Genomic DNA, 20,367 nt, shown 5'->3' with positions numbered 1-20,367 from the left:
CTTGATTTGCTCTCCGAAGTCTTCTTTGGGTATAAGATAGTCATATTCACTGTCTTTGAAATTAAAAACTACACCTGAATTTCCAGAAATAAATTCTTGAATTGTTGATTCAATTTCGTCTCTTACTCGTTTAAAATTTCTAAGAATATGATCTTCAGTTCCTTGAGTCTTTGCCGGATCATCAAATGGCCAATGAAAATGAGATGATCTTGGTAAAGAAATAGGACATCTTTCCATCGTATCTTTACATAACGTAATAACAACATCAGCTTTATTTAATAATTTTACATTCACTACATCTGATGTTTGGCCAGATATATCTATTCCTTTTTCATTCATGACTTTTATAGCTAATGGATGAATTCCTCTCGCTTCAATTCCTGCACTAAAAATCTCATAATTATTTCCTAAATATTTTTTTGCAAATCCTTCTGCCATTTGGGATCTGCATGAATTACCTGTACATAAAAAGTAGATTGATGTTTTATCCATAATTTTATTCTCCTTTAGAAAAATAATAATGAAATATATAAACCTAGAAGTGTAAGGAATAGGATTGGAATTGTTAAGACGATTCCAGTTTTAAAATAAGTGCCCCATGAGATTTTTACGCCTTTTTGAGATAAAACATGAAGCCAAACTAATGTTGCTAGTGATCCAATCGGTGTAATTTTCGGACCTAAATCAGATCCAATGATATTGGCATAAATAAGTGCTTCACGGATAGTTCCGGAAGTATTTGTTTCTGCAATTGCTAGAGCATCTATCATAACGGTTGGCATGTTATTCATAAGGGAGGATAGAAAGGCAGCAATGAATCCCATTGACATCGTAGCCATGAACAATCCTTGATTTGCAGCTACTTCGATTACGCCAGCTAATACATTCGTAAGGCCTGCATTCCCTAGCCCATAAACGACAACATACATACCAATAGAGAAAAATACAATATTCCACGGAGCTCCTTTAATAACTGTTCTTGTATCCACAGCACTACTTCTTCTTGCCATTATTATGAAGAATATCGCTACAATTCCAGCTATTATGGAAACAGGAATGTTGATGAATTCACTACTAAAGTAACCAACAACCAATATAGCTAGGACATACCATGAAAGGTGGAACATTTTTATATCTTTAATTGCTTCTTTTGGTTCTCGTAGTTTAGATAAATCATATGTCCTTGGAATACTTTTTCTAAAGTAAAATAGTAAAACGCTAATAGTTGCTATCAGTGAAAATATATTAGGAATAATCATTCTTGAAGCATATTCAACGAATCCGATATTAAAGAAATCCGCTGACACAATGTTAACTAGGTTACTAACCACGAATGGTAGCGATGTTGTATCCGCTATAAATCCACTCGCCATAATGAATGGAAAAATCATTTTTTCTTTGAAATTCAAATTACGAACCATCGCTAAGACAATTGGTGTCAAAATTAAAGCAGCCCCATCATTAGCAAAAAAGGCAGCAACGATGGCTCCTAACACACTTATATAAATGAACATTTTAATACCATTGCTTCTAGCAGCCCTCGCCATATGTAAGGCAGCCCATTCAAATAATCCAATCTCGTCTAAAATTAGAGAAATGAGGATTATCGCAATAAAGGATAATGTTGCGTTCCAAGTAATGTCTACTACTTCTAACACATCATTAAAATCTACAACACCTACCAATAACGCAATAATTGCTCCTCCACAAGCAGACCAACCTATGTTCAAACCTTTAGGCTGCCAAATAACGAAAACAAGCGTTACTATGAAAATGATTGATGCTAAAATAATTGGCGACAAAGTGCTAACCTCCATTAATCACACGAGATACGTAATCCCTGTGTTTCTAATTCTTGTAGTTTAAAATCTTGGTTTGGAAGATGATGAATCAAACTTTGGACAAAAGGAAAAACTTCACTTTCTTTGTTTAATGAATAAATAATCCATTGACCCCTTCTAGTTTCCCGAATCAATCCAGCATCTTTTAACTTCCGTACATGTTGACTAATTGCAGGCTGACTAACCTTAAATATTTCAACAAATTCACATACACAATAATCATGAGTGTCCAGCATCTTAAGCATTGTTAGTCTTGTTTTATCGCCTAACAGTTTTAATATAGTTGCAGCTTTTTCCAGTTCAATCGTTGATAACACCATTTTTATTTCCCCTCCTTAATTAATATATAATTATTTGCTTATATAATATTATACTTATGTATGATATGCAACTTTATTTTTGTAAACAATTTGTAAATATAAAAGCAATATATTTATAACGTATATTGCTTTTATATAGTTATTAAAAATTTTTCCTTTGTAAATTTCACACTACAAAAATAAATAAAAACGTGAGTATTTTTTATACTACAAACGAACTTTTGGATAACTACTTGAAATAATACCTTTCCATACACTCTGAAAGCCTGTATAGTCATGTAAACCTTTTTGAATATAAATGCGCAAGTTATAAGATATAAAAAAATAACCATTTGGCGGTTAGTTAAATAATTTTCTCTTAATATTACAATTCTTTTTCCTGTTCATGTTCATTTGCTTCTTCATTTAGTAAATTATTGTGGATCCACAGAAACTGCCGGGCTAATTCTTCATCTCTTGGTACTTCCAAATACTCAGGATAGAAAACTTTTTCAATAGCGTCTACGATTACTAAAGGGTCTACTAGATTTTTTATTGCGTCATAATTGTTTCTACGAAACCCTGATTTCTTCACCCCAAATTCTCCAAATGCTGTTGGTGTAAAAGTATCAAGTAAACTGAAAACAAAGTATTGATCGTTTTCTATCTTTCTTGTGATTGTAGTTGATGCTTCGTTAGAGTTTCCATATTCGCTCCAAATAAACAATAAGAAAGATAAATTTTCTATTTTATCTGTTTCAATATTGTCTATATTACTTAATTCCATTGATATTCTCTCCGCTAAAATCACAGCCAATTTTGTGTATTCCTCGTCAGAGAACCCTTTAGGATTTGGATGTTCCTCTGTGTCCCTTCTGAACCATCGAAGACATTCTGAAGCGAAAGATAAGGAATCTGCATTAATAATAACATCTTTAGCTAACTCAATCTGTTCATCTCTATTTTTTTAAGTTTTCTATACAATCACTAGTAAACATAGCCCTTGTCCGTATGTATTCATTGGCCGGAACATTTGAACTGGATTAGGTAATTCATTACCTATTTTTGCTATGGATACCGCTAGATTTTTTGATTGTAATATCGAAAAATTTTTACTTAAACTCCTTAACTTTGAAATAAAAGTTTCCGCATTGTCTTCAGGGGTCCACTCCATTCAATGTAGTCTCATAAATGATACATCCGACAATTACATTTCATATAGTATATTATTGCAAAATTTAGGTAGGCCATCTTCAAAAACCTGCTTCATGAGTTCAATAAGAAAAAAGAGTTGACTAAGCAACCCTATGATCTTAACTAAAGCACTCGTTAGTTGAAGATGATAATGACTAAACTACTTATCAGATAAAAGAAAAACCATCATCAGACATTAAAAATCCACATATTAAATTCCTCATTTTGTTCTTGTAAATACCATCCTGATTTATAATAATAATCATTTAAATAGGAATCAGTCGGACATAGTGAAATGATAGGTAAATCATTTATCGTTTTTAACATCTTTTTTAATAACCCCTGACCGCGATAAATTTCACTAATCGCAAATTGGTATAAAGATATATTTTTTTGTGTTTTTTTTCGGTAAAACCGAAATGCCCCTACTACTTGACCTTCTACTATTGCCACTATCATTTGCTTTCTTCTTATGGCTGCATTAATTCCAAGAGGACATAAAAACTCTTCAGAATAAACCGCGCTGTTATTGCGGTCTAAATTTTCGTTGAAGAACGACACAACTTCAGATATATTAGTTGGATTTGCTAAGGCTATCTGCATATTTCTCCCCCATTACCGCTTTTTAAGACAAAAGAGATTTATATATTTCTCCTATAATACCTTCCAATTGATGAACACCCAATTCTGCATTCGTCATTATGACCGCACCTTTCCCTAAATACGGAAACGCCACCATCATACATTGAAATCCCACACCCCAACCGAGAGAGGTAATTTCTAATTCTTTTTCAGAGCCCTCAAGAAACACTCCTAATCCAGTCCAACTTTTACCTCTTTGTGGGGTTATCATCCCCTTTGCTAAACTTTCCGAAATGCCAACCTTGCTTTCACCTTTTACAGCATTCATTAGCTCTAGAACTAATGCAGCTAAATCCAAAGAAGTTGTCCATAGACCAGATGCTGCAGGATAAGGATATATAGGATATTTCCCCTCTACTAATTCACCGTTTTTGTTATGACCACAAGAAAAATTTTGTCTATCCACTTCTAACATTGTTGTATGGAATTGGCTATTTGCCATTCCTAATGGTTCAAATATTTGCTCATTCATAACTTGATGAAACGGTTTTTCCATAACATCTTCTATCAGTTGCTGGATGATACAAAAACCTGCATCTGAGTAGTGGAATTCACTCTCTGGTTCGCACTTCACGTCAATAGGAACTTTACAGTAAGGAGTTTTCCCCTCAAATATTTCAACCATCGAAGGAATCCCTATATTGGAATTCAGTTCAAAAAAACTACCTTCAGGGTCTTTAATTCCAGATTGATGACTTAGTAAGTTTCTCAATGTAACTTTTTTATTTTTAGTAAAATCATTTACTGGCACTTTCCACGATACAAGACTTTCATTTACATCAATATCTAAATTAAAAAGTCCTTCCTCTACTAACTTCATAGCAAGCATCCCTGTTAAGAACTTACTAATCGAACACGCACTAAAACTAGAATCTTCATTTACTTTTCTATAGCTTTCCACTTCTAATAAGCCATAATTTTCTGTTCCACTAATTTTACAGCCCTCAAGCAATGTGATACTTAAACCTGGGACATTATAATGTTTCATTCGTTCTTCAATGTTAATGTTCTTTAATTTCACAATTATCCCCCTTGTTAGTATTATGAAATAAATTATAACACGAATATATGTTCTATTATAACTCTTTGTAAAAAAAATTTTTCTTCAACTATACTGCTGCGTTAGTTGAAGTGTAACATTTCATACTGGATCACCGAAATCTACTTAATATTTTCCACATAAAAATAGACCATCGAAAAATGGTCTATTTTTACAAAAGCATTCGTTAGTTGAATAATTTATAAATCGGGTGAAGGTTGAAATTCAATTGATTTTGCTTGATACATTTTGTCACGATATTCATACACAATTACAAGTTGACCAACAAAGCCAGCTGGAGAAATTTGAGCTGAGATTGTAGCAGTAAGGAGTTGGTCTATTACTTCATACTTAATAGAACTTCCAAAAGAAATGTCTTGAAATAAGTTAGTAGTTTTTACTTCTAAAGGTCTTATATTCTGTTGCTAATTCTAGTCTTTATCTCTTCTAGACTTATCTACGTCGTTAACTTAGTTTCATTTTCAGGGTTTGTTTTAGAAAATAAATATCCTGAGCTCGAAACCGAAGCTACTAGTATAGATAAAAACATGAGAAGAAGTATTTCTTCTATTTGCATAAAAGGACTTATTACAAGAATAGTTAAGAATGAAAAAATCATTACTACTAGGAAAAATAGATTGTATCTCTTTTGTTTTTCTGTCGGTACAAAATAAAATATAGGTCCAAAAATAATAGAACTAATGCAAAAGAATACAAAGAATAAAAAAAACATAATTTCCTCCTATAGATTCTATAGTTTAATCTTTCTTAATTAATATATTATATAAAATAACTTTTCATTCATAAGTTCTCTCCTTGAACTTTGGTTCTCTGGCAAGAATAATATACTGATGGTTGGACTGCTCCAAAATTAAGTCTACTTGTAGCTAATTTAACCATTGCGGTCTTACACAGATAAGTATGATTTATTTTCAAAGAATTTTTAGATTGAAGAATCATAATCTCTTTAAGATTGAAAAAAGACTACTGTTAACTTTCATCGGAAAACAAATTTTTTAAGCAAGCGATGACATTTAAAGAAGAACAAATTTTAACAGCAGATTTAAATATTATTAGATAACAAGGCGCTACTAATTCCTCTGCAATTTTTGTGAGAATCATTGTGAATCTCGTGACAAAACTATTATTGGGTAGAAAACTAAAAAAAAGAATCACCAGCGATAAGGATTCGTATTTTCCTAAACATTAGATCCCACCTACTTCCATTTGCCAATTAAAGTATTTGGAAAAAATTCCAACCATCTGCATTTACAATTGGAACATTGTAATCTTCTTTTAGGGCATATACCCAGTCCCTTTATTTGACTTCTAGAATAAAATAACTAGAAAATTGTATTTGGGAGATGGTTTGCAATTGGATAACATGAATAATATTCGTCCAGACGACCTTTGTGAAAAATTTGCGGAAATTTTGGGGGCAGCTCCCTCTATCATTAATGGGGTTTGTACTGCAACAAGATCCCGGACAAATATTCATCCGGTTGTACTAGGCAGGAGAGCTGATTCCTTTATGTTTGTACCTCAGGCATTTTCTTTTGAAAACCTTGATGAAAACGGAAAGGCATTGTGTCTTGGTGAAACTGTCCTCCTCCAGGAAGAAGCGAATCCATTTATGGCGAGGTTGCGTGAAGAAGGAATCATTGTAACCGCCCTTCATAATCACTGGTTGTTTGAAAATCCGCGATTGATGTATATGCATTTTGAATCCCTTGATGAACCTTTATCTTTTGCTAGAAAAGTAAGAAGTGCCTTAAAAGTCTTAACTACTCGCAATATTGGAGGTTCCCGAAGAAATCAAAGAACATCGGATAGACGGGGAGAAGAGCTTTGTGAGGAGTTCAATCGAGTTTTAGAAGGCAGCATGCATACATTTGAAGGTGGGGCTTGTATTGTGATGAAATCTCGTACAAATATTATGCCTCGAGTTCTAGGAAGGCGAGGAACGTCATTTTTATTGATTCCACAAATGTTTGCCTTTGAATCGTTATCTTCAGATGGCAGAGCTCTTTGCAGTGGGGAAACGGTGATCCTGCAAGAGGAAATCAACCCATTCATTGATGAGCTTCTGAAACATGATATTATTGTTACCGGCTTTCATAATCATTGGTTGTTTGAGGATCCAAGGCTGATGTATATCCATTTTGTAAAAATTGAAAAACCAATTCGATTTGCGAAAGAGGTAAAAGATGCTTTAGAAGTGTTGACTACAAAGAAGGTATCCTTCGATACTAAATAATGAGGACATTAGGATTTTCCAGTGGGAGATCCTTTTTTATTGCTTCATCACATCTTGATGTTAAAGATGATTGGTTCCGAAGTGGTTTGTTTTATTATTCAGTAAATTAAACCATGAAAAAGTACCTGTAACTAAGCGCCATTAGATAAAGAAGCATCCTACTTTGCTACTTTTTTTGATGCGAAAATGTTTTACGAGTATGAACTTTGCTACCTCTATCGGTTTACTCATACAAATAATTTTTCTTTTATAAAAAAATTTAACAATATGAATTGAAGACAAATATAATATAGTAAATGTAAAGGAATGGAGTTAGAAAGTATGGGGCTATACATTTATCAAGTAAAAAAAATTCTACAAGAGGTAGAGTTTGATTTAGTTTTTAAAAATGTCGCGGACATAGCTGGCGTTGTATGGGAAATATACTCGATTGTAGACCCTAAGCAAGAAAATTTAGTAGTTGCCATCCTTAAACATACTGAGGGACAAAATTTGGGTACCCAAAACTTTATTCATCCCAATGCCGAAGGTTTGGAAGAGGTTGTGGAATTCAGCAAGGCTCAATTAAGTGCTTTTACTAAGATTGTCGCTGCCAATAATTTATAAAAATCACACCAAACCATCGGTATGATTTTTATTAGGATTACTGTATTAGGAGACCAACACAATTTTAAAAATTAAATCACGTTGCTGCTTCAATATTTTTTCTGAAGTTATTCGAACAAGAAAACCAAAATCCTCTATTTGAACTTTGTTTTTCTTTTACGAACCTCCCGTTAGGAATAACAACTATATATAAAATTTACAGAACCCCTTTTGAGTTCTTTTGCTCGATTAGTTATAAACCTCGACATATATTTCTCCAAAAAAAATTTATCAGCAAATATGCCAATTGTACGAAGAGGTGACTTATACTCAAATGAATCAATCATTATGGTTCCTCCTTTTTCCTCTATAAATTGATGTGTATGATCAAAAGTCTCGACTTTGATAACCCTCATATTATTTACGTTTACCTCCTAGTTTATATATAAACTACTTTACGGTTTGATAAAATAATTGCGATTTTTCTTGTACTGCAACTTCTATCACTTCACGAAGGTTAAGTTCATTTGTAACAGCACACTTTAAGAGTCTTTCATAAGTATCCATAGTAAAAACCTCTTTGTAATCATATTTCCTGTATCTAAATGATAATTTAAGTATAACTCAACTGGAACATATGGATTTTCATTAACAGACCGCTCTTTAAAGACCGATATAGCTTATCTTCTCTTTAATTGATAGTACAATTCTCAATGCCCCAAGTTTGATAAATTACATCTATGCATTCATATAAATTTACATAGTTTCTTTGGGAATATGAAATATGCTTTTCCAATATTCCTCTCTGTCTTTTGGTGAATCGAGTAAAATGGTTTTAACTTAAAGAGCTGTAAGCAGGTATAGTCGAAGCTATATTTGCAACTGGATTAATATTAGAAGGGTCTCTTATTGGTATAATGGAGGTTCGTTTTGATAAGGTGAAAACGATGGCTATCTCCATCATCATAATGGTGCTTACGTTAATTATCTCTGGTCTCACTCCTCCATTATGTCTTTATTGTGATGAGTTTGCTTATCGGCTTCTCCGGACCATTGGTTTTCAACACCTTTTTATGCACTTATCCAGACAGAAATTGAACCCCATTTACTTGGAAGAGTGTTTAGCTTTATCGGCAGTGTTTCGTTACTAACCGCTCTAATCGGATTGGAGATTGCAGGTGTTTTTACCGAATTGACGAGTATTGCTACTTTCTTTGCAGCTACCGGAATATTAGTTTTAATGAGTGTATTAGCAGCATATAAATTAAAATAACGGCAAATAACCCCCGATTAGTTTTGATACTGGTCGGGGGTTCACCTTTTTATAGAATGAAATCATCTTCACTTCGCTTTTTGTTAAATAATATTCAACTTTTTTAACTCTTCTAATCTTTCATCCGAAAGACCAAGCATTTCTTTATAAATCTCTTCATTATACTTTCCTTTTGTTGCACCAGAAGATCTTACTTTACCTGGGGTTCTAGAGAATTTCGCCACTACGTTCGGAACTTCTATTTCTCCTAATTCTTCATCTTCTAGCTTGATGAACGTCTCTCGATGTTGATAGTGAGGGTCTTCAAATAACTGTGACACATCATACATTGGCCCGACTACTGCACCGGACTCGCTCAGTATATCAACAACTTCATCCAAATCACGTTCTTTTATCCAGTTACCTAATATTTCATCTATTTCATTTACGTGTTTTAATCGATTTACATTAGTAGAGAACTTATCATCTTCGATTAGCTCTGCTCTTCCAATTGCCTTAAAGACATTGGTGGTAATTGTTTGGGTGGATGCAGATAATGCAACCCAACTTCCATCTTTTGTTTGGTAAGCATTTCTAGGTGCTGTTGTATTGCTTCCATTCCCTAATCGTTCCGCAACTTTCCCTAGTTGATTGTAAGCCATTAAATGCGGTTCTAAAAACCTCATCAATGGTTCATAAAGAGAAATATCAATTACTTGACCCTTATGTTCAGGATTATTTATACGTTCATGAAGAGCAATCATGATAGATAATGCCCCAAAAACACCACTTACGCCATCAGCCAATGCAATTCCCGGCAATATAGGCGGACCATCTGCTGCACCATTTACGGAGGTAAACCCACTCATCGCCTCTGCAACGGTTCCAAATCCTCCACGAGTAGAATAAGGTCCTGTCTGACCGTATCCAGTGGTTCTTAACATAATGAGCGAAGGATTGACTTCAGATAAAACATCCCAGCCTAAATTCCACTTTTCAAAAGTCCCCGGTTTAAAGTTTTCTACCACAACATCGACTTGTGCTGCCAATTCTTTAAACAATCGCTGACCTTCTTCTTCTTTTAAGTTAAGGGTGATTGTTTTCTTATTACGATTCAGTGTTTTCCATAGAAGTGGAATACCATCTTTTTTAGAACCATAATTTCGTGCGTGATCTCCGAAATCTGGATGTTCCACTTTAATCACTTCTGCACCATAATCCGCAAGAAAAGTACATGACCATGGTGCCGCCAACATGGTTGATGCATCTAGTATTTTAATTCCTTCTAAAGGTAGTCTTCCTTCATTGGATGTCATGACATCTATCCCCCATTTATAACCATTTCTCTTGCCTGTTTTTTCTTAAGCTCAAATTTCTCTATTGCCACACTTCTCTTCAGTAAGCGTTTTGCTATTTCATAATGAGGTGTATCAATCATTTTTCCATCTAATTTTGTCGCTGCCTTACCTTCTGAAGCAGCAAATTCGAAGACATCTATCACTCTTTTTGCATGGTCCACATCTTCGACTGACGGCGAAAATCCTTTGTTCAATACTTCTACATTTTGAGGGTGTATGCAACTTGCACCAAGGAACCCATGCTTATAAGCTAATTGGGCACTTTCCAAAAAGCCATTCAAATCACTGTAGGTTGTTAAACTACCCATTAAACCTAGTGGCAAAATACCATTCTCCCGAGCGGCAAACAAAATTTGCATTCTCGGGATTAGCAGTGCTTCAAAGGTATCAGGTGATACTTCCATACCTGTATCCAACGCAAAGTCCTCCGCTCCTAACGTTAAAGAATCAATACGCTCACTTGCCTTTGCAATTTCGTGGACATTCATATACCCTTTAATACTTTCAATCAATATCCCAATCGTTATTGTTCCTACAGGTATTCCCCGTTTTTCTTCTAATTTAGTAATTAGCTGATCCATTTCTATTACTTGATGCTTGCTTTCTACTTTAGGAAAATAAATACCGCTTAGCCCAGGCCAAACAGCTGCTTCTACGTCACCATTCAATAGCTCATTTGTATGGTTGACTCTTACAAGAACATCACTGCCACCCTTACCCGCTATGGAAATCGATTCTTTTATAAGCTCTCGTGTTGCAACTTTCTCGGAGTCAGCCACACTGTCTTCTAAATCTAGAACGATGGCATCAGCATTTCTTGCATATGCTTTATCTATAAATTTTTTATTATTCGCAGGCATGATCAGTCTGGAACGTCTAATTAAATTATCTAAATATTTGTTTTCCATTTTTACACCCCTGTTCTATGTATAAAATTTACTTACTATAAAACTTATTCTTTTAAAGTATCAATTATTTATGTATGTTGGGGAGGCAATCAGCACAAGCACTTAACCCTATCTTTCTGCTTCTTGACTCCTCAAACTCTGCAGCTTTCCAATGTATCTATCTTATAGTCTACTGACCCCGTATCGCTCGCCAACCATGCGCAATTCCATCAAAACTTCTGAAGTTAAAGGAATTCCATTTTGCTCATTTTCCCTAGCCTTAATATCTTCGAGTTCACCTGGCAGAAAAATTTTCTCAAATCCCTTAGCAAGTGGTACTTGCTTAATTTCTTCTGCCATTAACTCCATGCGTTGTTTAAACGTATCCAATTCTTCAAACAGATCGGCACGCATAACAAAGAAAAATTGTCCTACATTTTGAGGAGTAGTTAAATCCTCTGGGCGTCCAAGATTAGCAGCAAATCCTGCTCCTGTAAACAGGCCAGATAAAACTTCAGCAAAGAATGCAAGGCCATAACCTTTTGGTCCCCCTACCGGAAGAACAATACCATCCATTGCCGCATTAGCATCCGTTGTTGATTCCCCCTCTTTTGTAAGTGCCCATCCAAGAGGAATGTCTTGATTATTTTTTACAGCAAGTTTTATCTTACCTCTAGCGACGACACTCGTTGCCATGTCAAATATGATATTTCCCGCTGATCCACCTGGAACGCCGTATGAAATAGGATTTGTTCCGAAATAACGTTCCTTGCCCCCCCATGGAGCCATATTAGAAGGAGCATTGGTTGTGGCAAATGCAATACAGTCATTTTCGACTGCAAAGTTAGTATAATCAGCTAGCATTCCACAGTGATTAGAATTTTTGATTCCCACTACACTTATCCCGACTTCTTTTGCCTTTTCTACTGCAATACGTATCCCTTCTGTTGCTACTATGATACCTAACTCATTTGCCCCATCAATTAGAGCACTGGATGCTGTCTCTTTTATGATTGTCATTTCATGATTTTTGTTAACAACTCCACTTTCCAATCGTTGTATATAGTTATTTACTCGAGTAACACCATGAGAGTCTACACCTCTTAAATTTGCTAGAACAAGATGCTTTGCAACAATCTCACTGTGCTTTTGCTCGATACCCGCAGCTTGAAATACGTTAGCAACAAAATTCTCTAAATCTATTTTACTTACATGAGAAACCATTTTCATTGCCTTATTACCTCCTTTTAATAGCCAAACTTCTTAAGTTTCTCATCGAGCCAGTCTGGTGCCAACGAATTTGGAATCTCTCCACGCTTTCTTTTTTCTTCAAAATCGTTAATTGCCTCGATCCGTTTTTTCTCGTATTCAAATTTCTTTTCAGCCTTGATAAAAACCTCTTCGATTTGATCTCTTGGAACAACCGTTACTCCATCTGCATCCCCTACGATTAAATCCCCCGGATTTACGATTATCCCTCCACAAGTCACAGATGTGTTCATAGTGCCTGGACCGTCTTTTAATGGGCCATTAGGGACAAATCCTTTTGAGAATATAGGTAAACCTAAATTTTCAAGTTCTTCCCGGTCTCTTATAGCTCCATCAATTACGATACCTTCTAGTCCTACTGCTTTGGCAGCTCTAGCCATTAATTCGCCCATGTATGCGTGGGTTGTATCACCCTTCCCATCAGCTACAAGAACATAGCCTTCGCTACCATCGTAAATTGCTTTATGCAAAAAAAGATTATCGGTTGGTCTCATTGTTAATGTAACTGCAGTACCCACGACCTTCATTTTTGAAGTAACAGGTTTGATTTGATAATCCATTCCGCCAGTACATCCCATTGCATCACTTAGAAGTGTGGAGTTGAGTTTTGATGCTCTTTCGATAATATAGTCAGGTAATAAAGTCGGTTTATTTGTTTCTATCATAAAAATAACCCCACGCTTTCTATTTTACTTATTAGAACGTTTCTTAATTTGATGTAAATGTTCGATTACTCTTTCCTTAGCCAAAGCAACATCTCTAGCTTTGATTGCTTCCAAAATTTCTAAATGCTCACGCTGTGCATTTTTAAAGTTTTCAGTTTCCCGAAAACTTAATTCTATCGTTTGATTCAAGATTTCAATGTGTAATTTCATAAAGTTAATAATCGCTATGTTTTTGCTGCATTCTGCTAGTGCAATATTAAATGGAATATATTTATCTGTATTAGTACTATCTTCTTTAGACATCATTGCGATTTCTTCTAGTCTTTTTAAGTCTTCATCTGTTGCTCTTTCACATACCAGTTCTATCATTCCAAGTTCAAAAATTTCACGTGCTTCTACTAAGTCGATACGAGCAGCTTTTCTTAGTTCATCAATGATCGATTTATCCGCACTAGGATTAGATAAGAAATTATTTCGAAAATATCTCCCTCCACCAGGACGAGTTTCAATAACACCTTGGGACTCTAAAATGCGAAATGCATCTCTTAAAGTCCCTCGGCTTACCCCAAGTTCTTTCGAAAGCTCTCTTTCTGTAGGAAGCATATCTCCTAATTTCAAATTCCCTAATTTATATTGTTTTTCAATTTGCTCAATGACTTGCTCGTATAATCTTTTTGGTTTTATTTTTTGATGTTCCATTCGGTTCACTCCACCTTGTAAACTCCCGACTTTTCTGTCAAGAAGTTTCGTTTAGCGGTTCTGTTTCCTCATTGTTTTTTGGTTTTTTGTTGTATACCATGTTCCAGATATACGCAATCACACTTGTAATGGCACTTAATATAAAGGCAACGTCTGCAAGTGTATTATGACTAAATAGAATAGTTTTACCACTTTGTGTGATTAAACCAAACAGTTGGCCAATTACCAATAAGGCTCCGCTTAATATAAATAATACTAAAAAAACAATAAAAAGCGACTCTAATATCTTTTTCATTTTCACAACCTACTTTCTAGTTTTTATACCGGGATTGGTAATACTCCCATTGCCATCAAATATCCAAGGATAAATATTGGAATAACATAATATACAATCAGTGGAACAAAAGTCTTCTGTGGCTCCGCTCCCGCTATACCCGATGCTATGAATATAGGTGCAGAAGAAGGTGGTGATGCCCCTTCAGTCGATGAGAACATTAATAGCGCTATTACTGCTATAACTGGATTAACTCCAGCTGATACAAGAGCAGAAAACGAAACTAATCCTACAGCTGTAAGAGTTGCTGTCGATGATAAAGGACCAGCCACTAGTACTACTAAAATACCTACCAATAAAACGATTAACCATGGAGCAAGATTTAAAGTTTCCATGATTGCAGTTAAATCTTCAGCTAGACCTAATTGATTTAATACTTCACTTGCAGCAAATGCAAATAATAAAAGAACTCCGGTAACAGAGAAACCAGGTATAGAATTCTTCAAGAAATTTGACCAATCTGAACCACTTTTTGGCAACTTTGCAAATCCTACTAATAGACTAATAAATATAATAAGAATTGGAACCCATACAATTAGTGATATTTCATCCATTGCATCAGCACCAATGTTAGGATTCGCTATAAACGACTCCGCAAGCGGTCCAATGGTAATAAGAACCGGAATAATAATCCCTAAGAAAATAAAAAGGGATGTCCACCCAACACGGAAGGATTGTTTAAGCGGTTGAATAAAGTCCATTGGAAGCGCTTTAATTTTGTTTCGATAAACAAACCATGAGATTAATAGTATTCGATAAACAACTTGATAAGTTCCTGCGACAAGCATCGCTATGTATAACTGCCCTTCTGATACCACTGCAGCTATCGGAGCAAATCCTAGTAAGATAAACATTGAACCACTCGGAGGAAAAATAGTTCCTAAACCAGCATTACCTGCCGCTATTGTTGCAGCCTGTTCTTTTTTCCAGTTAGAACGTATCATCCATGGAATAGTAATTGAACCCACACTAGCGGTATTACCAGATCCGGAACCTGAAATCATACCCATCAAAGCAGATCCGAAAGTGGAAACGTGTGCAGCTCCTCCTGGTATACGACCCAATAAAGAATTTAAAATCTCCACTAACTTGTTAATGATTAGTGTTTTATCAATAACGTAAGCCATAAATACAAATGCCATGGCAGCAAATAGAACTTCGTTTGTGGCCCCAAATATTACCCCTTCCCAAATCAATCTTGGAGCATCTGCCCCACCAAATAAAGCGGTTACAATAAAGCCGACAATCATTGCCTCTCCAATATTTCTTTTTAAAACAGCAGACCAAAAAATAATTAGTGCAATAAAAACAATTAACGCAATAAACCCAATACCCATACATACACCCCTTTTATAAATTTTTACATCTCGATATGAATTACATTAGCTCTAACTTAAGTAATCCTACAGATCACAGAAATCCTATCCCCAAAATTGGATAACTGGATCTACCAATAGGTTAAAATAACAAATAAAGTTTGTCAATCTATTTTTTATATTCTGAATATTTTGTTCAGTTATAATTAGTCATCTATTTATAAAAAGCCCGCATTAAAAATGCAGACTCAGTTTGTAGATATAAGTATTTCCTAAATATCGGTGTATGGTTTTACAATCAGCTTTTATTTTATTTCAATCAATAATTAACATTTATTTCGGTTTACATTCAAAACTATAGTCACCCGTCAGGTAATTATAGATGATTAGTCGAATTTCTCCTCCAATTTCATTACACCTTGTACTAGCTAAATTAATCTCTTTCATATTGAAATAGCTATTAATATGTGTAATTAGCAAAATTGAAATTAAAATAAACATGATAATCCATCCAATTTTATTTACTTATTCTTTATTCACAATATATTCCCCTCCACTTTATTGTTTGTAGTAATTAATTGGTTTGCACAATCTTTTATAGTGTTTATAACGACTCTTGGCTCAGATAATTGTGGAAAATGACCGCTGTTATCAGCAACCATATGTTTGCTCTTTTTAGATAATGAAAGATATTCCAATTGGTGTTCTACTCTTTTTCTTCGAACTTCCTCTGGTATCATTCGGTTTTCCTTACCGCCTGTAATAACATATACAGGTATTTCAGGAAAAGTATCATTTTGTTGTATTTGAATTACAGTATCTTTTACAAAATTAACTTCATTGTATTGTTTATACGAGGACAAGGAATCAAACATTGTAAACAATTTGTTTATTGTTTTAATTGCCTTACCCTGAAATTCATTTAAGCTTAGATCCTTCGGATGACTTGATTCTATAAAGATTATTCCAGCTACATCGTTCGGATAAAGTCGCGCATATAAATTTGCATATAATCCACCTAATGAATGTCCAACTAATAAGAGTGGTGGATCAAATCCTACTAATTTAAGTGCTTCATGGAGAGTTTTTACAATCGCCAGTCCATCTTGAGGTTCTTTCGGTTTATCACTTCCACCAATACCAAAACGATTATAAGAAAATACAGAGGATGTTTTCGAAATTTCTGGTAGTATTTTCACCCAAGCTTCTATTGGTCCAGAGCCACCATTAATCAGAACAATATTTGGTTTACCGTTTCCACTAATACTATATTGTAACTTTCCATTTAATGTCTCTATTTTATATTTCTCTATTTTCAAATTACACCTCACTCAGTTTGTCTTATTTAACAATTATATTCTCGTTGAATTTTGTTATTTCCTTCTTAACTAATGCTACAGAGGTTTAAAATTTAGAGTAGCCTGTAGCAAAAATTTTTCTTCATGCCAAGTATGGAAAGCATCAATAGGTCCTAACAAAATTAAAAGACATTCCTTAAAAGAAATGTCTTCTCAATTTTTATTAAACTAAACGTGCCCCACCATCAATTGCGACCACAGATCCAGTTGTAAATCCGTTTTTTGCCAAATACACGTAAGACTGAGCAATATCTTCTGGTTGAGCGATTCGTTTTACAGGGAGCTGCTCAGCGATCCTATTAAACATCCCTTCACGTTGGTCATCTGGCATACCGGCGTAAATTGGAGTATTTACAGTTCCAGGAGCTACAACATTTACTCGCATTGGTGATAGTTCAATAGCAAGCCCGCGAACTAATCCCTCAACTGCTGAGTTTATTGCAGCAAACGTCGATGCACCTTGTGGTGGACGTTGACCATAAACACCTGATGTAAACGTGATAGTACTCGCTTCATTTAAGTAAGGGAGTGCTGCATGGACTGTAGCATATTGACCCCAGAACTTACTGTTAAAAGCTTCTTTCGCAGTTTCCACTGGCAACTCTTTAAAGAGACCCATAGCTCCCTCACCTGCAGTGATTACTAAATGATCAAAATTTCCTACCTTCTTAAAGAAAGCGGCAATACTTTCATTACTACGAAAATCTAATTCATACCCCTCCACACCTTTACCCAAGTTGTTTTTTGCTTCGGCTAATTTAGAAGTAGAACGACCCGCAACTACCACTTGAGCAGATTGATCGAGAAACGCTTTGGCAGTCGCCAATCCAATACCAGAAGTACCACCAACAACTACTACACGTTTTCCTTGAAATGACATAGAAAAGACCTCCCCATTCATCCATATTATTAATTACTTCTATACGTTATGCTTTTAATGCTTGTTGTACCAGTTATTTTAATGGCGTTTGTTGAACAATAATATTTGTTAAATCATAAGAATTTTTTTCTGTTTCCCCTTCGGCTACTGCTTGGTAAATCCCTGCAATAAGTTCAGCGACTGGAGCAGGTAGTCCAACACTTCTAAAATAATCCTTCATATCATTAAATGAACCTTTTCTATGTGTAACTCGTTTACCTGAGATTTCAGATATCACTTCAGTAAGCTCATCAAAAGTCCAACGCTGTGGTTTTACCTGAATGTATGATTTTATTATCATGCCCTTCCCTGTTAAAGCTGCTCCTGTAGCTAAAGCAAAATCTTCAAGACACACCTCGTTAATATTGCCATTACAAATTCGGCAGTCTCGTAGAATTTTTTACAATTATACTTTTATATTTAGAAAAAGACATCTCCATTGGGAGTGTCTTTTTCTAATGAAAAGATTTATCAAATTTCATATCCTTTATCCAAATACATTTCACTATTAGCTAAGGATTTGCATACAATAATATAGTGATCATTATATAAGTGGAGGGCAACTATTTGGTATTTAATCAAGATAATAACGAAAACCTCCAATCCGTCAGTGAATCAGCAAAACTTGCTGTTATTGCCGGAGTAGTGTCAACGTTTGGTGATCTTCTTTCAACTATATCAGCAGTGCTTGCAATAGAAGAAGAGCGTCAAGCAGAAAATAATAAAAGTGATAACAGTGATAATAAAAGTATGCAAAAACAGATTGACTATTTAAGCTCTGAATTAGAAAAACTAAAAAAACAAGTAAACAATGTAAACCCTTATTTTCATAAATAATTGTATACTCTCCTATATAAGCACAAACATATAGAAAAGCATTAATCCCATTGGATTAATGCTTTTGTCTTTAAAATCTTTTTACTGAGAAAGGAATAGCAATTGTCTTAAAGCTTTTTAGTTAATGGAAAGAAAACACAATCTTTTATCGTTTCACTATCAGTTAGAACCATTAATAATCGTTCAATACCAAATCCCCAACCTGAAATTGGAGGCATTCCATATTCCATAGCTGTTAAATACTCTTCATCCATCTCCATAGCTTCCAAATCACCATTACTTTTAAGTAGAGCTTGTTCTTCTAGCCTTCTTCTTTGCTCTAACGGGTCAACTAGCTCTGAATAAGCATTAATAATTTCTGAACCGTTTACCACTAATTGAAAACGATCTGTAAGCGTATAATTATTGTCATTAGCTCTTGCTAATGGTGATAAGTCAATTGGATGTTGAATTAAAAAAGTTGGTTTTACAATTTGAGGTCTACTTATTTTCTTATAAAGCAGATCTATGAAGTTACCTCTACCTAAAGATTGAATATCCGAATGTTCTATTTGAATATTTTTTCTCTTCGTTTCCATGTATAAATCTTTAACATCTGGATAAAGATCTATGTCAATTCCTGTGTCCTTTAATATTAAATCTCTAAAAGATACAATATCCCACTCTAATGAAAAATCAATTTTTTGACCTCGTATCGTAATGGAAGTTGTATTAAATGTATTTTCAAGAACAAACAGAACCATTTCACGCATTAATTTCATCGTATCTTCATAATTCCAATAAGCTGCATATCCTTCAACCATTGTAAATTCTTGAAGATGTTGAGGACTGATTCCTTCATTCCTAAAGCACTTTGCAAATTCAAACACTTTTGTAAAGCCTCCAACAATTAATCTCTTCAAATAAGTTTCTGGTGCAATTCGCAAGTTCAGTTCCGTATCCAAAGAATGATGAAACGTCTTAAAAGGTTTTGCGATTGCACCAGATGAAGTATGTTGTAATATAGGAGTTTCTACTTCTAAGAAATTCTGTTCTTCAAAGAATCTCCTAATAAATCGAACCAAACTTGTTCTAGCTAGTAAACGATTTTGCGTATCTTTTGTCATTATTAAATCTAAGTAGCGTTGCCTATACCTTAACTCAATATCGTTTAATCCATGCCATTTCTCCGGAAGAGAATGCAATGCCTTCCCTAGAAACTTATAACTTTCGATACGTAGTGTTTTCTCATTAGTTTTAGTTGTGTACATAATTCCTGTAACTCCGATAAAATCTCCAATATCCAATAAATGATGAAATTGGTTATAAGTAGGTTCACCAACTTCATCTTTTTTCAATAGAAGTTGTAAATTTCCGCATATGTTGGATATAGTTATAAAACTTAAATGATTAAAGTTTCTAATACCTGTTATTCTTCCAGCAACTTGTACTCCAGAAGTTCCATCTTCCAGCATTTTCGCTTCAATAAGTTCATAATTTGTCTCTTATCTTTCAGGATATACTGTTATTCCCTGAGATTTAAGCAACCTTATTTTCTCTATTCTTCGTATTGTTTCTTCATTACTCATTTTCATCACTCCATACTTTTTATATTGTCACATGTAATTACTGTATTT

At 34.6% G+C, this 20,367-nt stretch carries 22 protein-coding genes and 1 pseudogene; 4 read left to right on the top strand and 19 right to left on the bottom strand.

Features of this window, described 5'->3' with window-relative positions; translation table 11 throughout:
- Window positions 1–87: 87 nt before the first annotated feature.
- The 7 genes and pseudogenes from arsC to PGC35_RS07010 all read right to left on the bottom strand — a co-directional run.
- Window positions 88–492, bottom strand: a pseudogene (gene arsC, locus PGC35_RS07040) (arsenate reductase (thioredoxin)); the annotation flags it as partial.
- 14 nt (window positions 493–506) lie between these two features.
- Complete coding sequence (locus PGC35_RS07035; protein ID WP_375218659.1) at window positions 507–1,802, bottom strand: arsenic transporter; 1,296 nt, start codon at window positions 1,800–1,802, stop codon at window positions 507–509.
- 14 nt (window positions 1,803–1,816) lie between these two features.
- A complete protein-coding gene (locus PGC35_RS07030; RefSeq protein WP_375218658.1) occupies window positions 1,817–2,161 on the bottom strand; it encodes an ArsR/SmtB family transcription factor in 345 nt (114 codons plus the stop codon).
- Window positions 2,162–2,525: 364 nt separating this feature from the next.
- A complete protein-coding gene (locus PGC35_RS07025; protein WP_375218657.1) occupies window positions 2,526–2,927 on the bottom strand; it encodes a hypothetical protein in 402 nt (133 codons plus the stop codon).
- A 596-nt stretch (window positions 2,928–3,523) separates the two neighbouring features.
- A complete protein-coding gene (locus PGC35_RS07020; RefSeq protein ID WP_375218656.1) occupies window positions 3,524–3,937 on the bottom strand; it encodes a GNAT family N-acetyltransferase in 414 nt (137 codons plus the stop codon).
- A 22-nt stretch (window positions 3,938–3,959) separates the two neighbouring features.
- Entirely contained in the window at window positions 3,960–4,997 is a 1,038-nt protein-coding gene (locus PGC35_RS07015; RefSeq protein ID WP_375218655.1) for a serine hydrolase domain-containing protein, read from the bottom strand.
- A 475-nt stretch (window positions 4,998–5,472) separates the two neighbouring features.
- Window positions 5,473–5,748 (bottom strand): hypothetical protein, encoded by a 276-nt coding sequence (locus PGC35_RS07010; RefSeq protein WP_053589527.1) that lies wholly within the window; start codon window positions 5,746–5,748, stop codon window positions 5,473–5,475.
- A gap of 651 nt (window positions 5,749–6,399) precedes the next feature.
- Here PGC35_RS07010 and PGC35_RS07005 point away from each other — a divergent pair.
- Window positions 6,400–7,272: an LppY/LpqO family protein gene (locus PGC35_RS07005; protein ID WP_375218750.1), complete on the top strand. Its 873-nt coding sequence runs from the start codon at window positions 6,400–6,402 to the stop codon at window positions 7,270–7,272.
- A gap of 321 nt (window positions 7,273–7,593) precedes the next feature.
- Window positions 7,594–7,878, top strand: a complete 285-nt coding sequence (locus PGC35_RS07000) for a hypothetical protein (RefSeq protein WP_053589529.1) — start codon at window positions 7,594–7,596, stop codon at window positions 7,876–7,878.
- Window positions 7,879–8,692: 814 nt separating this feature from the next.
- On the opposite strand, the gene PGC35_RS06995 is transcribed toward PGC35_RS07000, so the two are convergent.
- Window positions 8,693–8,857: a hypothetical protein gene (locus PGC35_RS06995; protein ID WP_375218654.1), complete on the bottom strand. Its 165-nt coding sequence runs from the start codon at window positions 8,855–8,857 to the stop codon at window positions 8,693–8,695.
- Window positions 8,858–8,974: 117 nt separating this feature from the next.
- Here PGC35_RS06995 and PGC35_RS06990 point away from each other — a divergent pair, with 117 nt between their 5' ends.
- Complete coding sequence (locus PGC35_RS06990) at window positions 8,975–9,130, top strand: hypothetical protein (protein WP_375218653.1); 156 nt, start codon at window positions 8,975–8,977, stop codon at window positions 9,128–9,130.
- Window positions 9,131–9,213: 83 nt separating this feature from the next.
- Here the strand turns inward: PGC35_RS06990 and PGC35_RS06985 are convergent, their stop codons facing one another.
- From PGC35_RS06985 to PGC35_RS06940, 10 genes are all read right to left on the bottom strand, one after another.
- On the bottom strand, window positions 9,214–10,425 hold the full coding sequence (locus tag PGC35_RS06985) for a CaiB/BaiF CoA transferase family protein (RefSeq protein WP_375218652.1): 1,212 nt from the start codon (window positions 10,423–10,425) through the stop codon (window positions 9,214–9,216).
- A gap of 5 nt (window positions 10,426–10,430) precedes the next feature.
- Entirely contained in the window at window positions 10,431–11,375 is a 945-nt protein-coding gene (locus PGC35_RS06980; RefSeq protein WP_375218651.1) for an HpcH/HpaI aldolase/citrate lyase family protein, read from the bottom strand.
- Window positions 11,376–11,537: 162 nt separating this feature from the next.
- A complete protein-coding gene (locus tag PGC35_RS06975; RefSeq protein ID WP_375218650.1) occupies window positions 11,538–12,584 on the bottom strand; it encodes an Ldh family oxidoreductase in 1,047 nt (348 codons plus the stop codon).
- Window positions 12,585–12,601: 17 nt separating this feature from the next.
- Window positions 12,602–13,288 (bottom strand): RraA family protein, encoded by a 687-nt coding sequence (locus PGC35_RS06970; RefSeq protein ID WP_275786798.1) that lies wholly within the window; start codon window positions 13,286–13,288, stop codon window positions 12,602–12,604.
- A 24-nt stretch (window positions 13,289–13,312) separates the two neighbouring features.
- The gene (locus tag PGC35_RS06965) at window positions 13,313–13,987 is read right to left on the bottom strand and encodes a FadR/GntR family transcriptional regulator (RefSeq protein ID WP_375218649.1); all 675 of its coding nucleotides are present in this window, start codon (window positions 13,985–13,987) and stop codon (window positions 13,313–13,315) included.
- Between the two features lie 37 nt (window positions 13,988–14,024).
- On the bottom strand, window positions 14,025–14,282 hold the full coding sequence (locus PGC35_RS06960; protein WP_275786804.1) for a hypothetical protein: 258 nt from the start codon (window positions 14,280–14,282) through the stop codon (window positions 14,025–14,027).
- Between the two features lie 23 nt (window positions 14,283–14,305).
- On the bottom strand, window positions 14,306–15,658 hold the full coding sequence (locus PGC35_RS06955; RefSeq protein WP_275786807.1) for a TRAP transporter large permease subunit: 1,353 nt from the start codon (window positions 15,656–15,658) through the stop codon (window positions 14,306–14,308).
- A 515-nt stretch (window positions 15,659–16,173) separates the two neighbouring features.
- On the bottom strand, window positions 16,174–16,956 hold the full coding sequence (locus PGC35_RS06950; RefSeq protein ID WP_375218648.1) for an alpha/beta fold hydrolase: 783 nt from the start codon (window positions 16,954–16,956) through the stop codon (window positions 16,174–16,176).
- Window positions 16,957–17,158: 202 nt separating this feature from the next.
- Window positions 17,159–17,875, bottom strand: coding sequence for an SDR family oxidoreductase (locus PGC35_RS06945; protein WP_375218647.1), 717 nt, complete (start codon window positions 17,873–17,875; stop codon window positions 17,159–17,161).
- A 73-nt stretch (window positions 17,876–17,948) separates the two neighbouring features.
- Entirely contained in the window at window positions 17,949–18,215 is a 267-nt protein-coding gene (locus tag PGC35_RS06940) for a Rossmann-fold NAD(P)-binding domain-containing protein (protein ID WP_375218646.1), read from the bottom strand.
- 266 nt (window positions 18,216–18,481) lie between these two features.
- Here PGC35_RS06940 and PGC35_RS06935 point away from each other — a divergent pair, with 266 nt between their 5' ends.
- The gene (locus PGC35_RS06935) at window positions 18,482–18,751 is read left to right on the top strand and encodes a hypothetical protein (protein ID WP_056829890.1); all 270 of its coding nucleotides are present in this window, start codon (window positions 18,482–18,484) and stop codon (window positions 18,749–18,751) included.
- Window positions 18,752–18,858: 107 nt separating this feature from the next.
- Here the strand turns inward: PGC35_RS06935 and lysS are convergent, their stop codons facing one another.
- Complete coding sequence (lysS, locus tag PGC35_RS06930) at window positions 18,859–20,217, bottom strand: lysine--tRNA ligase (RefSeq protein WP_375218749.1); 1,359 nt, start codon at window positions 20,215–20,217, stop codon at window positions 18,859–18,861.
- Window positions 20,218–20,367: the final 150 nt, after the last annotated feature.

The organism is Psychrobacillus sp. PGGUH221, assembly GCF_042055255.1.
Taxonomy (GTDB): domain Bacteria; phylum Bacillota; class Bacilli; order Bacillales_A; family Planococcaceae; genus Psychrobacillus.
The sequence above is the reverse complement of the archived record's forward strand: the minus strand, read 5'-3'. Positions and strand labels throughout refer to the sequence as shown.

Excerpts from the sequence above, each read along its gene's own strand:
- PGC35_RS07030 (WP_375218658.1), bottom strand. The coding sequence starts at position 2,161 with ATGGTGTTATCAACGATTGAACTGGAAAAAGCTGCAACTATATTAAAA.
- PGC35_RS07025 (WP_375218657.1), bottom strand. The coding sequence starts at position 2,927 with ATGGAATTAAGTAATATAGACAATATTGAAACAGATAAAATAGAAAAT.
- PGC35_RS07020 (WP_375218656.1), bottom strand. The coding sequence starts at position 3,937 with ATGCAGATAGCCTTAGCAAATCCAACTAATATATCTGAAGTTGTGTCG.
- PGC35_RS07010 (WP_053589527.1), bottom strand. The coding sequence starts at position 5,748 with ATGTTTTTTTTATTCTTTGTATTCTTTTGCATTAGTTCTATTATTTTT.
- PGC35_RS07005 (WP_375218750.1), top strand. The coding sequence starts at position 6,400 with ATGAATAATATTCGTCCAGACGACCTTTGTGAAAAATTTGCGGAAATT.
- PGC35_RS07000 (WP_053589529.1), top strand. The coding sequence starts at position 7,594 with ATGGGGCTATACATTTATCAAGTAAAAAAAATTCTACAAGAGGTAGAG.
- PGC35_RS06985 (WP_375218652.1), bottom strand. The coding sequence starts at position 10,425 with ATGACATCCAATGAAGGAAGACTACCTTTAGAAGGAATTAAAATACTA.
- PGC35_RS06980 (WP_375218651.1), bottom strand. The coding sequence starts at position 11,375 with ATGGAAAACAAATATTTAGATAATTTAATTAGACGTTCCAGACTGATC.
- PGC35_RS06975 (WP_375218650.1), bottom strand. The coding sequence starts at position 12,584 with ATGAAAATGGTTTCTCATGTAAGTAAAATAGATTTAGAGAATTTTGTT.
- PGC35_RS06970 (WP_275786798.1), bottom strand. The coding sequence starts at position 13,288 with ATGATAGAAACAAATAAACCGACTTTATTACCTGACTATATTATCGAA.
- PGC35_RS06965 (WP_375218649.1), bottom strand. The coding sequence starts at position 13,987 with ATGGAACATCAAAAAATAAAACCAAAAAGATTATACGAGCAAGTCATT.
- PGC35_RS06960 (WP_275786804.1), bottom strand. The coding sequence starts at position 14,282 with ATGAAAAAGATATTAGAGTCGCTTTTTATTGTTTTTTTAGTATTATTT.
- PGC35_RS06955 (WP_275786807.1), bottom strand. The coding sequence starts at position 15,658 with ATGGGTATTGGGTTTATTGCGTTAATTGTTTTTATTGCACTAATTATT.
- PGC35_RS06945 (WP_375218647.1), bottom strand. The coding sequence starts at position 17,875 with ATGTCATTTCAAGGAAAACGTGTAGTAGTTGTTGGTGGTACTTCTGGT.
- PGC35_RS06940 (WP_375218646.1), bottom strand. The coding sequence starts at position 18,215 with ATGATAATAAAATCATACATTCAGGTAAAACCACAGCGTTGGACTTTT.